This is a genomic window from Planctomycetia bacterium, from assembly GCA_021413845.1.
In the GTDB taxonomy this organism is placed as follows: Bacteria; Planctomycetota; Planctomycetia; order Pirellulales; family PNKZ01; genus PNKZ01.
This window is the reverse complement of sequence record JAIOPP010000008.1, coordinates 1-13,146: the sequence shown is the minus strand read 5'-3', so window position 1 is coordinate 13,146 and position 13,146 is coordinate 1. Positions and strand designations below refer to the sequence as shown.

The following is a 13,146-nucleotide window of genomic DNA, read 5'->3' as shown; positions in this document are numbered from 1 at the left end:
GCTACGTCAGGTTCTGCGTCACGAGATACTTCGTGACGTGATAGAACACCGGGGCGGCGAAGCAGATCGAGTCGATGCGGTCGAGCACGCCGCTGTGGCCGACGAGGAGCGTGCCGTAGTCTTTCACGCCCCGGTCGCGCTTAATCGCCGACATCGTCAGGCCGCCGCAGTAGCCCATCGCCGAGATCAGCGCGGCCATCATCGCCGCTTGCGGGGCGCGGAACGGGCTGGCCCAATAGAGCGCCATGCCCCCGAGGCTTGCGCAGCCGAGCCCGCCGAGGAACCCTTCCCAAGTCTTGTTCTGGCTGATCGCCGGAGCGATGAGATGCTTCCCCATCAGCTTTTCGCAGACGTAGTGAAAGGCATCGCTCAAGGCCACGATGATGAAGAAGAAGAGCAACAGCAAAAACGGATTATAGTCCGAGCCGAACTTCAGGCTGAGCATCGCCGGAGCGTAGCTCAAACAGTAGACGCAGATCATCAAGCCGGTTTGGATCGTGGTGCAGCGTTCGAGATAGCGTTTGAAATCGCCGGCCAACGCGATGCGGGCCGGAATGAAGAGGAACGCGTAAACCGGAATCAGAATGCTGTAGACCTCGTACTGGTCCGTGGCGACGAGATAGAACTGCAACGGCGTGAAGACGAAGAAGACCCAGAACAAAGTCCGATGATCGGCGATGCGCGTCGGCGTGAGCGTGATGAATTCGCGCAGAGCCCAAAACGACAACAAGCCGAAGAGCGCGACGGTCGCATCGGCGCTGATCAGAAAGCCGACGGCGAGCATCGCCGTCAGCATCCACCAAGAGCGGACCCGTAGGTTGAGTTGCTCGACGACGGCCGGATTGACGCCGATCTCGTTCTGCCGGCGCAGCAGTTGGCCGACCACGGTTGCGGCGGTGAGCACCATCAACAGCGTCGTGAAGATCCAGAAAGCCGGTCCGTCGATCGTCATAAGGTCTCTGTGCAAACTGCTGAACTAACTTCCGCATAATCGCAAGCATTCTAACTTCTGCGTTCCCTACACTTCCTTCAACTTCCTCACTGCCTCACGAGCCCGCAGCAAAAACTTCGTCTTCGGTTCGCCGGCTTCGAGCCAGATCGGCGCGCCGAACGTCACGCAACTCAACAGCGGCACCGGCAGAAACTCGCCGCGCGGCAGCACTCGATTCAGATTGTCGATATGCACCGGCACCAGTTCCAGGTCGGGCCGCTTCTTCGCCAAGTAGTAGAGCCCGCTTTTGAACTCGTCGATTTCGGAGCCGGTGTTGCGATGTCCCTCGGGAAAAACGATCAAAGAATACTTATCGCCGATTTCGCGGAGCATCATATCGACCGGGCTTTGATGAACTTTGATATTCTGTCGATCGATCAGCAGCGCGGGAAACACCTCGTTGGCAAGGTATCGCCGCAGCCGACCTTTGTCCCAATAATCGCGCGCGGCGACCGGGCGCGTAAGGACGCGCACGCGCGGCGGCAGCAGGGCCCAGATGACGATCGCGTCGAGATGGCTCGTGTGGTTCGCAAAGTAGATTCGTTGGTTCGTGTCGGGCTGGCAATTGATGTATCGCACGCTCGCGCCGCTGATGAGGCGAGCGAAGCCGACGAGCAGCGCTCGGGCCGAGGCTTGCACCGTCTTTCTCGTAAGCGCGTCGAGCATGCGTACCGCGTCAGGAACGTTTCGTAAGTCGGCGAACTCTCGGACTTTCGCCGCCGAGCTTCCGGTAAGCTTGCAATAGTAGCCTGCGAGACTGCCGGCCGACTAGTCTTCGTCGCGCGGATAGGCCGGAGAATCGGGCGAAACGAGCGAAAACGCCCCTGATTTTGCCCCGTTTTTCGAGTTACGTGGGGGCTTGTTGCGGGGGATCGGTCGGGGGATCTTCCTGCAACAGCACGAGCATGATCCCGATGACGGCGAGCCCCGCGCCGAGGAGCGCTCCTTGCAGGCCGCGCCGCTTGAGCTTATGGCAAACGATGCCGCCGACCGTGGCCCAGAACGTCACCCAGACGGCAATGAACACGAGCCACAGCTTGAGGCCGTGCGGGTCGACGTCGGCGACTTCGCCGAACAGGAGAATGCCGAACACGCTTAGTGGAATCCCTGCCGACAACTATTTCGTTTCCGGCGGCAAGCGTTTCTCGAGCGCCTTCAACTGCGCTTCGAGATCACGGATCTGTTTGCGAATCTGTGCCGCTTCCGATTCCGAGGTCGGTGCTTTGGCAACCGTCGGTGCGGACACCGGCGCGAGCGTCGGGCCCGTTGCGGGCGTCGAAGGTGCGATCGGCGGAAGGGTCGTCGGCGAGGGCTTCGTCGAAGGGGGCGCTACGGCCGTGGGAACGGTCGTCGGCGGCAGGCCGAACGACGGCTCCATTCTGCCGGGCCCGGGGCCGGGAACTTCGACTGCTTTCGGAGCGAGTTTCGGAGCTAAGCTCGGATCGCCGGCCACGACATCGGCCACCACGACCGGCGGCGGCGCGAGCAACTTCACCGTCTTCTCATACAGTTGCCCGTAGCGATAGTACGACAGCCGAACTTCGGCTCCAGGGCCACGCTCGGCAACGAGATTCGAGAGATCGTTCGGGCCGTCGATCCGCTTCGCATCGGCAGCCACGATCACGGCGTCGATCGGAATGCCGGCGAACTTCGCCGGTGAGTCGGGACGAACTTCGATCACCAGCGCACCGCGCGGCTCGGGCAAGTTCATCGCCAGTTGCAACTCAGGCGTGACGCGCGTCGTGCGGATGCCGAGCAAGCCGGTTCGCAGTGCCGCGGCAGCCGGAGAATTCGGATCGATCGTGAGCGGCGTCCCCGGTCGCAAAGTGTTCGCCGGAGGGATGGCGGGCGTGGCTTGAATCGTGGTCGGAGCGCCGGAATGTCCGAGGCGGCTCGCCACGGCGATCGGCGGCGCAACGCTCGGGCGTTGGGCTTGCGGAATGTTGGAGATGACTTCCGGCGGAGGAAGCGCATCGGCCGAAGGTACGCCCGGCGCACTCGGATGGGGAATGCCTCGCGCCGGAACGGCAGGCATCACTCCCGGCACGATGCGCGAGGCTTGCGGCGCGGTTTTCACGACGGTCGGCGGAATGTCGTTCGGCGTGATGATCTCGGTGGTCGGATCGCCGATCCGCCCGAAGTTGTTGAAGCGGCGTTCTTCCGGAGGCGGACGTCGCGTTAGCACGACATCGACCCGCACGGCCTCGATGCCGCGCGTCGCTACGAACGAAACTTCTTCGCCGACGATCCGCCCGACCATGACCTTCGCCATGTCGTCGAGGGATTTCACGGCCACGCCGTCGATGCTCGTAATGGTGTCGCCTGTCTGCAGACCGGCCTTGGCGGCAGGGCCGGAAGTTAAGACATCGATTAAGCGGATACCCCGTCCTTGGGTTTCACGATCGTCGGCGATGATCCCCAAGTAGCCCGGCTCTTCCGCCGCTGCGGTTTCCACGGGAGGTTGCGCGAGTTGCTTTTCGAGATTCTCCAGCGCTTGCTGAGCGTCGGCGACGCCGGTGGTGCCGGCAACGGCTAACAGCAACAGACCCGAAAAAGTTCGCAGCGACATAACTGCCTCTTGAAGACGAGCGACGGTGTTAAAACAACTCGTGAAGCGACCCGATTATAGGCACCGACCCTGACGACTGGGAAGAAATCGCGTATCCTGCCGGTTATGCACCCATCTTATTCTATCGAGCGCCTCGGCCCGGAACTGAAGCGGAGCCTCTTGAAAGAAGCTTTAGGGCTCGTCTTATGCGGACTTCCGAACGACGCGGCCGAGGTTCTGATGCCGGCTACGCTACTGGAAGCAGAAACCGATCCGGCCGGCTGGGGTGAGTTGTGGCGAGTCGCCGACGACGCCGGCGCGACCGTCGGCGCGGCTTGGGGGCAGCTGCGTCCCGGCGGCGCGGCGCTCGTGTGGCCGCCGCAATGGCGCAGCGCGGGCGAGGTCTCCACAACGGCGACTCCGACCTCGCCGGAGCTTTCCATTGCGCTGCTCGATAAACTGACGGCAGCGCTCGCCGCGCGCGGCTGTACGCTTGCGCAGAGCTTGCTGATCTCCGGCGATTGCGGCGAGGCCGAAGCACTCCGCGCGGCCGGCTTCCTGCACCTCGCCGAACTCACCTACTTAGTCGGCGAGACGATCGACGTCGATCCAGCGCTCGCCGGCGAAAGCGATTCGCCGATCGTTTTCGAAGCGTTCGTCGACAACGAGACGGAGCGCACACGCATGGCCGGCATCGTCGAGCGATCGTACGTCGACACGCTCGATTGCCCGGCCCTCAACGGTCTGCGCACCGGCCGCGAGATGCTCGACGAATATGAAGTCGCCGGCGTCGGCGGCTCGCGGTTGTGGCGGTTCGTCGTGAACGACGGCCGCGACGTCGGCTGCCTCATCTTGGCCGAGCATGCCGAGCAAGACCAAGTCGAGTTGGTGTACATGGGCTTAGTGCCCGAGGCGCGCGGCCGAGCTTGGGGGGCCGTCGTCGCGCGAGAAAGTTTACGCATCGCCGCGAGTATCGGTCGTGCGCGGGTTGTGTTGGCCGTCGATTCGACGAATCTGCCCGCCGCCGAAGCCTACGAGCGGGTCGGGTTTTTGCCTTGGGAAAAGCGCACTGCTTTTATCAAGCCGCTCACGACCCCGACCGAAAACTGACTCGTGAATCGGCAACTCGCGGAGGGCTAAGCCTTTGCGAATTCCTCGCCGCGCGAACGATGAAATCGCAAGGCTTCGACCCGACACGTTTTCCACGCGGTCGTCGATGCTGATGGAAAGAAAATTTTTCCGTCGGATTGCGCGACGGGTTGCTTGATCCGCCGGGAAAAACGGGCCCGAATATTTTCGTTCTCGCGATCGCTCGGCCGGCCTGGGTCTAGCGCTTTGACAGCGGTGCCGGCAGGCGTACAATCCCTTCCTCGGGTGACAACCGAAGTGCGAGCGAAGACTTCGAAAAACATTACGCAAAGCATTGACTTTAACGGTTTTGCGCGTGATGCCTCGAAGCTGCCTCTGTCTCGAAAGCAGACGCTTCGCACTCTCCCTGCCGAGCCGATATCGTACGCCCTCGTTGGACGATGTTTGCCGCGGTCGTGAGCCGGATGGTTTGAGGAGCAAGACGCGGTAACCAAGTTCGATTCCGGAGGTCGGTCTGCGCGCGGAGAGCGTGCAGCACCGCCTCGAGCCGAAAGACTCCGTTCGTCGCTACGCAAGATTCGTACGACGAGCCGGATGCTTCGGACCTCGGGCAACCGGTTCGACTGGGATTCGTTCCAAGCATGAGGCGCTAGGGGAATGCAGGAAGTGACCATCGACGATAAGGAGATCGTGTCCGCACTACGCCATGCGCTCGCCGAGCGCGTCGGTGCCGAGCGGTACGACATGTGGTTCGCTTCGTCGACCGGCTTCCGAATCGACGGCGACCGGCTCATCGTGTCGACCGCGAATACGTTTCTCCAAGATTGGCTCCGTAACAATTTCCGAGCGCATCTCGAAGCGGCCGCTCGCGAAACGATCGGGCCGCAAATCTCGGTCGCGTTCGAAGTCGATAAGCAGTTGGCGAACCGCCGGAGCGACGCGACGGCCAAGCCCGGCAAACACGGCAAGGCAGCGAAGCCCGTCGATGCCGCGAAGCCGGCCGAAGAATCTCACCCCAAGTTCGTACAGCATTCCTTCACCGGCTTCTTGTCGGAAGGGAACCCGGCTGCGTCGACGAGCGGCGCTCGCCCGATCGACGGCCGCGATCCGGACCTCGCTCGCACGGCGATCGGCGATCTTGCGGAACGGGCCGCTGCCCGACTGATGCGCAACATCGCCGAGGATGCGGTGGCCGTGCCGCCGTCGCCCAGCACCGACCACGCGGTAGCGAACATCGCTACACCTGCGAAGCCGCAACGTCCGACCGCGCCGCGCCGCCTCGCACAATTCGACGAGTTCGTCGTCGGCTCGTCCAATCGGTTGGCGTATGCCTCGACGCTCGGTTGTGCCGAACGGCTCGGCAGCATTTCGCCGCTCGTCGTGCATGGACCGACGGGTGTCGGAAAGACGCATCTGCTCGAAGCGATGATCGCGGACGTTCGTCGTCGCCATCCCGATGCCCAGACCGCGCTACTCTCCGCCGAACAGTTCACGACGTCGTTCCTCGACTCGCTGCACGGCACCGGCCTGCCGAGCTTCCGCCGTAAGTTCCGCGGTCTGCATCTGTTGATCATCGACGATCTGCAATTCCTCGCCGGCAAACGGGCCACGCTCGTCGAGCTCGTCCATACGTTCGACGCCATCCAGCACGACGGGCGACAGATCGTGTTCGCGGCAGATCGCCCGCCGGCCGACCTCGGGTTCCTCGGCCCTGAGTTGCGCAACCGCATCGCCGGCGGACTGGTCGTCGGCATCGAAACGCCCGACATGCAAACGCGGCTCGGCATCACCGGCCGGATGGCCGCGAAGCTCGGGATGACGCTTGCCGACGACGTGCGCGAGTTCATCGCCGCCAACTTCTCCTGCCATGCCCGCGAGTTGAACGGCGCGCTCAAGCGACTGTTGGCCGCCGCGCACGCCTTCCGCCAACCGATCGATCGGGCACTCGCCCTTCGAAGAAGCGCTACGGCGCGTCGAGCAGACGTTGCTGGGATAGAGCCTCAGCCGACGCAGCGGATGCCGAGCGTTTCACGCATCGCGCCGCGGGTTGCCGCTTCGATGTTACCGGGGGCCTTACGGCACCCCGCTCGCCTCGGACGAAGCCTTGCCCACGGTCGGCGGAAGATGCCGCTTCGACGAAGCGCTCCGCCGCGTCGAGCAGACGTTGCTGGGGTAGTAGTGGCCGGTGGTCGGTGACCAGTGGTCAGTTACGGCACGCGGAGCGTGCCTACAACGTTGCAGGCACGCTCCGCGTGCCGTAGCCGATGGGCATCGCGATGACGACCGATCGTCGATCTCGCGTACTTGACGAGCGAGATGCGATCTCTTGCGGCGCTTCCGTACGACACGTGGTTACGGCACGTGGAACGTGCCTACTACTTTCCTAAACTGCCCCCTGACCTCCGCCCCCTGACCCCTATTTCAAACGCTGCATATACCGCACGAATTCTTTATCCAGCGCGTCGAGACTGCCGAACGATTGCTCGAACTGCGCTAGGCGTGCTTCCGGTGTGTCCCAGACGAGCGGTGTCTTCTTGGCGAGCACCTGCATGTATTCTTGATACTGCTTCGCTTTCACGTTGATGAGGAAGTAGTTCAAGGCCCAGGCTTCGGCGTAGGCGTTGCCCGCGAGTTGCGGATTGCGCATCCGAGCGTCTTCCTTCAACAACGACGCCAACGAATCTTTCGGGCGCGTTCTAAGGTATTGGCGAAAGGCGAGCAGCCGGGGCGTGTTGACCTTCCCGATCGTGCGCCAGCCTTTGTTGCCGCCGTCGAGGTCGGGCGACTCGAAGTACACGGCCATCCCTTCGCTGAGCCAAAGCGGTATGTCCGCGTAACGGCGATGCATGCCGCAGTTGAACACGATCTGATGCGTCGCTTCGTGGACGATCGTCGCGACGGTCTTAAACGCCTCGGGCCGCGACAGCGTCTGCGTGATCTGCGCCGCCGAACCGCGCTCGCCCGTCGTGCCGGCCGTGCCGGTCAGGTCGTACATCGTCATTCGATCGGTCTTGAGGCTGTAGTAGCCGATGATCGAATCGACTCCGTCGCCGAGCTCGCGCCGCGCATAACGAGCATACGACGTCCGATCGGCAAACACGACCGCGACCAACAACCGATCGGAATCTCGTGGCTCGAAACCACGGTTGCTCCAATAGTTGCCGAAGCCCTGATAGAGGCGCTCGAACAAGCTTCCGCACCACTGCGCATAGGCGCGTGAGGTGTTGAAGCAGATCAGGTAGTGCTTGGTCTGGTACGTCTCGAAGCCCGGCGGAAGCTCCTTGAGCATCAACTCGGCAAGCTTGTCCGCAGGGTACGGCGCAAACGGTTCGGAATCGTTCGAGGTGCCGAGCTGCTCTTCCGGCGGCACGGTCCAAAGAGTTCCTTCACGCGTTTCGAACAGAAGCCCGCCGTCTTCCGCTTTCTCGATCACACGGCCGACGAGCTCCTGCTCGATCCCTTCGCGCTTCATACGAACCCGGTCCATCGCCGCAGCCGGCGATGCCGCAAGACACGACAGCACGAGTCCCAGCAGCAGGAGGCCCAGCAGCGTAAAAGCTGCCGGCGCTAAGCGGTGTGGCGAAAGCTGGGGTGCGCGTGGCAAACTCATCATGGATCGATATTTTGCAAGGCGTGGATCGATCGCTTGCCGGCATCGGCAGCGTGAGCGTCATCTACGGCGGCAACTTCCATACTAGACGCTGTCGTCGGCAGGCGACACGCCGATTTCGGCTTTTGAATTCGAGCGCCGGCGATTCGCCTTGGCCCGCCGAGCGAGCGTTGATATAGTCCGCGCCGCATTTCTCTCGTTTCCTGCGACCGGCCGCCATGTATTTCCGCGGCCGTCGTCGTCGGTCGACCCTCGCTTCATCCCACTCCTTGCTCAAGCGTCGACGATGGCTATGTTCAAATTTTCCGCACGTCTCGGCAAGATCTCGGCCACGCTTACGGCCGGTGCCATGCTTATCTACTCCGGTTGCTCCTCCACGCGGGCCCGTCCGGAGTGGATGCAAACCATGACTTTCTGGGACAAGAAGGAAGTCGACAAGACCTACAAGGGGCAGATTCCGGCGGAGCGCGTCGAAGCGCTGCGGGCCGAAGCGCTGGTGATGTCGACTCTTCCTCCGGCCGAGCAACAAGCCAAGGCCGAGATTTACGCCAACGCCTATCGCGACGAAGCCGACGCCCTGATTCGAGCCGAGATTCTGAAAGCGATCGCGACTTGCGGATCGCCCCTGGCTGCGGAGACGATCAAAGCCGGCATGGGGGACGCGAGCCGCGATGTGCGGATCGCCGGCTGCGAGGCCTGGGCCAAGCACGGCGGGCCGCAAGCGATTCCGCAACTCAGCGAAGCGCTCCGTAAAGACGCCAGCGTCGATGTACGCCTCGCCGCCGTTCGATGTCTCGGCAAAGTCGGTGGACAAGACGCCATCACGGCTCTCGCGCCGGCATTGGAAGATCCCGATCCGGCGCTGCAGTATCGGGCCGTGCAATCGATGCGGCTCATCTCGGGCAAAGATTTCGGCGACGATGCGAATGCTTGGCGCGAATTCGCGAAGGGAGGCCAGCCGGCCGAAATCTCGGTGACGCAACGGGCCAAGCTCGACCTGTTCTAAGTCGCCGGCGCGAATGACTCGCGCGAAATTTTTCGTTCGCACTCTCGTTGCTAGACTCTCCTTACTAGAAGAGTCCGTTCATTTTTTTCGCTAAGTTGCCGACGCTTGCGGCAAGCGAAACGATTTCTTTTTTTCTCTCACTTTCTTCGCGCGCCGTTTGTCATCTTTCTGCATCGTTCGTCGGAGACGCGGCGTGTTCGCCGGCCCGACATGAGCGATAAATCCGTCTCTCCGGTAACTTCTCGGTAATAAAGCGCACGCTTCATTGCCGGCAGCGGGCAAGTTAGGTGCTTTAGCGAGAGGCTTCCGCTTTTGCCAAGCCTAACGCAAATTCCGGCTGAAAGGGACGATACCTCTCCTACGCACTTGGCGATCGAGATTCTTCGTTTTCGGCGACTGTCGAAGTCGTCGCTGGGAAGAAACTGCCGCCCTAGCCTCGTGCCGGCAAATGGTTCCTCGTTCCATCGACGCGCACGACGCGCGAACGTCGAACGACCGGATTTCGCGTCAGGCGAGTCTGTTCGTACGACTTTGAGAATAGCTCACCAGCGAAAAGGCAGGGTCATGAAGATCAGCCGTTTTAGACTTTTTTTGAGTTTGTGTGCCCTGCTTCTTACTACGACGTCGCAAGCGGGCAGCTTGTCACGTGCGATTACTAAGGTTGCCCCTGCCACGGTCGTGAACGCCGAAGAGCCGATCAACGAAAAACGAAACGACGCGCCGAACACATCACCGCCGCGCGACCAAGCCGACCCGATCGTCTCGTCGATCGTTACGACCGAGCCCGACGGTGCGCCGTCGTCGTCGCGCCGTCAATCTTCGTCCACGACCGCCGCGACGCCGGCGAAGAGCACGCTCGCGCCGGAACTCTTAGCGCATAAGCCCGCGGTCGCTGCGCCGACGAACGGCAAGATCGTCCATCCGGCCTATCCGCCGAAGCACAAGCCGGCGGCGAGCGAATCGACCGCGGCCTCGACGACCGCGGAATCGACGACGACGGCAACGACGACCGTCGCCGATTCAACTTCCGCGAAGACGCAGTCGAGCAAGGAACCGTCGACCGAAAAGAAGGCGCCGGCTGCAACGCCTGCGGACTTGGCCGCGCCCACGTTGGCATCGCCGACCGTAGTCGCTCCGACCTCGACCGAGCCGAAGACCACGCCGCTGCTCACTCCGCCGGTGGCGAAATCGAGTAACTCGACATCGAACAAATCGACGACGACCGAATCGTCGGCCGCTGAGAAGGCGCAGCTTCATAACGCCCTACGCGATGCCGAAGGGGGGCATGAGCCGGCCTTGCGAGGTCCGAGCGTGTCGAGTTCTTCCAACCCGCTCGCTCCAGCGGCCGGGCTGCGTAGTCCGACCGATCCGCAGGTCGTGAAGCCGAAAGAACTCGCCCCGGCCGTGGTAACACCGAATGCGGTTGCGCCGAATAAAGATAATAAAGACAAAGCGGTTACCAAGAATGCCGAATCGCGCGACACCCGACCGTCGACGGTCGCTTCGGACAACGGCCACCCACGTTCCAAGCCGGTGCGCACGAGCGATCCTTCCGAGCCGGGCCGACTCCTTCCGTTGCGCGAAAGCGACGAAGAATCCGGAGACAAATCGGTCATCGGTCGCACGCCGGCCGACGCCAACTCGCGAGAGCTCTTCGAGTCGCAGCAAGACGTGCCGCTTTCGTCGGAACTGGCGCAATTGAAGAAGCGAACGCAATCCGCGCTCGCCCTCTATTATCAGAACTGGACGTTGAACACGCGCGATCAAAGCCCTTGGGAAGTCATGCACGCGATCGTCGCCTACGGTGTCGACACGCGGATTCGCAAGGGAGGTCCCGGGGGCGAGCCGATGACTGCGATCGGGCATCTCTGCTTCAGCGGCATCTGCAAGAATCAACCGATTCTCACGATTCGCAAAGGAGAACTCTACGCGCTCCGAGGGCCGGGCGTGCAGGGGCATTCCGGTCAGTTTCTCGCGATCCTCGCGCAATCGTATCTGCAACGCGACTACCCGCTCTACGTCGGCGGCCAGCAGTTCACGCTTGAAGACCTGATCGAAGCCGAGAAGAAAGACTGCGAGGCCGGAACCGAGCTGACCTTCAAGCTCATCAGCCTGATGCACTACTTGCCGAGCGATGCCACGTGGACCAACTTCCAAGGCCAAGAGTGGTCGCTCGATCGCTTGATTCGCGAAGAGATCGTGCAACCGGTGCGCGGAGCGGCCTGCGGCGGCACGCATCGCCTGATGGGCCTGAGCTATGCCGTTCGCAAACGCGAACAACGCGAAGAGCCGATCACGGGCATGTATCTCGAAGCGCAAAAGTATATCGATCAGTACCATAAATATACTTGGAGCCTGCAGAACCCCGACGGCTCGTTCAGCACCGCTTGGTTCGTTCGCAAGGAAGCCCGCAGCGACATCGACCGTCGGCTGCAGACGACCGGCCATACGCTCGAATGGCTGGCGTTCTCCCTCTCGGATGAAGAACTTCGCGATCCGCGGATGGTGAAAGCCGTGAAGTACGTCACCGATATCTTGCTGAACGAAGATGTCAGCGAATGGGAGATCGGACACCTCGGCCACGCCTTGCACGCGCTCCAGATCTACAACGAACGCGTGTTCGGCGGGCCGCTCCGCTCGTTCGAAGGACTCGTTACCAAACGTCCGTTGAAGACCGCCCAACGCCCGACGCAAGAGCGTTAAGCCAGGTTTCCGACGTTTGAAAGAGCCGAGGCCGCGCATCGCCGGGAGCCCGCACTCCCGCCGCTGCAGCGGCTTCGGCGTTTGACGGCCTGCCGCCATGCGAGCGAAAGCGCGGCGGAGCTCGCAGCCGGGTCGTCCGTCGTGCCGTTTTTTATTCGCGTGCCGAGCGCGAATCCCCGTTGCCTACGAGGGTGAAAACTTCTACGATTCGGACGTCTTCTCGCTGCCGGCCTTCGCGCCGGTCTCCTGCGATACGGTTCCCTTTCTCACGCGGCGGCAGGTGCCGATGGTTCGTTCCAACGAAGAGTTTCTAACGATGTTCCGCGAAGTCGTCCGACTCTCGAAGTCGGTCGGCGCCGATGCCGTTATGCTCCTCTTGGAAGACCACGCCGATTGGGAACCGATCAGCCGTGTCGCCGACGGCCAAAAAGTGATCGTCGCTCTGGAATCGGCGACGTCGATCGTCGCGGCCGAGGCTGCCGGCATGACCTGCGTCTTCGTCGAAATGACCGAGATGCCGGTCTACGACAAACTCTCGCAAGCGCTTTTGAAGGCGATCTCGGAAGAGCACGTTCCGCCCGGCTCGCGTGTCGCCGCGCTCTACTCGGGCTTCGAGGCCGGCTCGCTCGACTCGATGAGCGTGATCGATCTCGACGACCACCTCGGCCGGCTCACGGTGCGCGACCTGCAACAACTCGGCACCCGCGTCCCGCTCGATACGTTGCAAACGGTCGTGAACTTGGCATTGGAAATCGGCCGTGAAGGGCGCGAAGGAAAGCCGGTCGGCACGTTCTTCGTCGTCGGCGATTCCGTGAAGGTGCGCAAAATGTCGCACGTCACCGGCTTCGATCCCGTGAAAGGTTACAGCCGTAAAGAGCGCAACTTGAAAAGCTCGCGCGTCCGCGAAGGAATCAAAGAGATTGCCCAGATGGACGGCGCGATCATCGTCGCCGGCGACGGCACCGTGGAAGCCGCCGCGCAATACGTCGACGCCTCGGCCGCCGACATCATGCTCTCGAAAGGCTTAGGCGCCCGACACTGGGCGGCCGCCGCCATCAGTCGCACGACCAAAGCCGTGGCCGTCGCCGTGAGCGAATCGAGCGGCACTGTTCGTATCTTTCAAAATGGCGAAGTCGTGCTACGCATCGAGCCGTTCCGCCGGCCGATGAAGTGGAAAGACTACGAACACGAACCGCCGG

General features: G+C 62.2%; 10 protein-coding genes. 5 read left to right on the top strand and 5 right to left on the bottom strand.

Annotated features, from left to right (window positions below):
• Nucleotide 1: 1 nt before the first annotated feature.
• From K8U03_01485 to K8U03_01470, 4 genes are all read right to left on the bottom strand, one after another.
• Nucleotides 2-952: a phosphatidate cytidylyltransferase gene (locus K8U03_01485; protein MCE9603556.1), complete on the bottom strand. Its 951-nt coding sequence runs from the start codon at nt 950-952 to the stop codon at nt 2-4.
• Between the two features lie 66 nt (nt 953-1,018).
• The gene (locus K8U03_01480; protein MCE9603555.1) at nt 1,019-1,657 is read right to left on the bottom strand and encodes a 1-acyl-sn-glycerol-3-phosphate acyltransferase; all 639 of its coding nucleotides are present in this window, start codon (nt 1,655-1,657) and stop codon (nt 1,019-1,021) included.
• 181 nt (nt 1,658-1,838) lie between these two features.
• Complete coding sequence (locus K8U03_01475; protein MCE9603554.1) at nt 1,839-2,084, bottom strand: hypothetical protein; 246 nt, start codon at nt 2,082-2,084, stop codon at nt 1,839-1,841.
• A 24-nt stretch (nt 2,085-2,108) separates the two neighbouring features.
• Entirely contained in the window at nt 2,109-3,560 is a 1,452-nt protein-coding gene (locus K8U03_01470) for a PDZ domain-containing protein (GenBank protein MCE9603553.1), read from the bottom strand.
• 159 nt (nt 3,561-3,719) lie between these two features.
• On the opposite strand from K8U03_01470, the gene K8U03_01465 reads away from it, so the two are divergent.
• Both K8U03_01465 and K8U03_01460 read left to right on the top strand, forming a co-directional pair.
• Nucleotides 3,720-4,649, top strand: a complete 930-nt coding sequence (locus K8U03_01465) for a GNAT family N-acetyltransferase (protein MCE9603552.1) — start codon at nt 3,720-3,722, stop codon at nt 4,647-4,649.
• A 645-nt stretch (nt 4,650-5,294) separates the two neighbouring features.
• Nucleotides 5,295-6,824 carry a hypothetical protein gene (locus tag K8U03_01460; GenBank protein ID MCE9603551.1) on the top strand — a complete coding sequence of 510 codons (1,530 nt, stop codon included), beginning with the start codon at nt 5,295-5,297 and terminating at the stop codon, nt 6,822-6,824.
• A gap of 220 nt (nt 6,825-7,044) precedes the next feature.
• Here the strand turns inward: K8U03_01460 and K8U03_01455 are convergent, their stop codons facing one another.
• Nucleotides 7,045-8,241, bottom strand: coding sequence for a DUF1570 domain-containing protein (locus K8U03_01455; GenBank protein ID MCE9603550.1), 1,197 nt, complete (start codon nt 8,239-8,241; stop codon nt 7,045-7,047).
• Nucleotides 8,242-8,524: 283 nt separating this feature from the next.
• Here K8U03_01455 and K8U03_01450 point away from each other — a divergent pair, with 283 nt between their 5' ends.
• The 3 genes from K8U03_01450 to K8U03_01440 form a co-directional block, all read left to right on the top strand.
• Nucleotides 8,525-9,244, top strand: coding sequence for a HEAT repeat domain-containing protein (locus tag K8U03_01450; GenBank protein MCE9603549.1), 720 nt, complete (start codon nt 8,525-8,527; stop codon nt 9,242-9,244).
• A 678-nt stretch (nt 9,245-9,922) separates the two neighbouring features.
• Nucleotides 9,923-11,947: a hypothetical protein gene (locus K8U03_01445; protein ID MCE9603548.1), complete on the top strand. Its 2,025-nt coding sequence runs from the start codon at nt 9,923-9,925 to the stop codon at nt 11,945-11,947.
• A 286-nt stretch (nt 11,948-12,233) separates the two neighbouring features.
• The coding region (locus K8U03_01440) for a DNA integrity scanning protein DisA nucleotide-binding domain protein (protein ID MCE9603547.1) at nt 12,234-13,146 on the top strand (913 nt) is incomplete at its 3' end.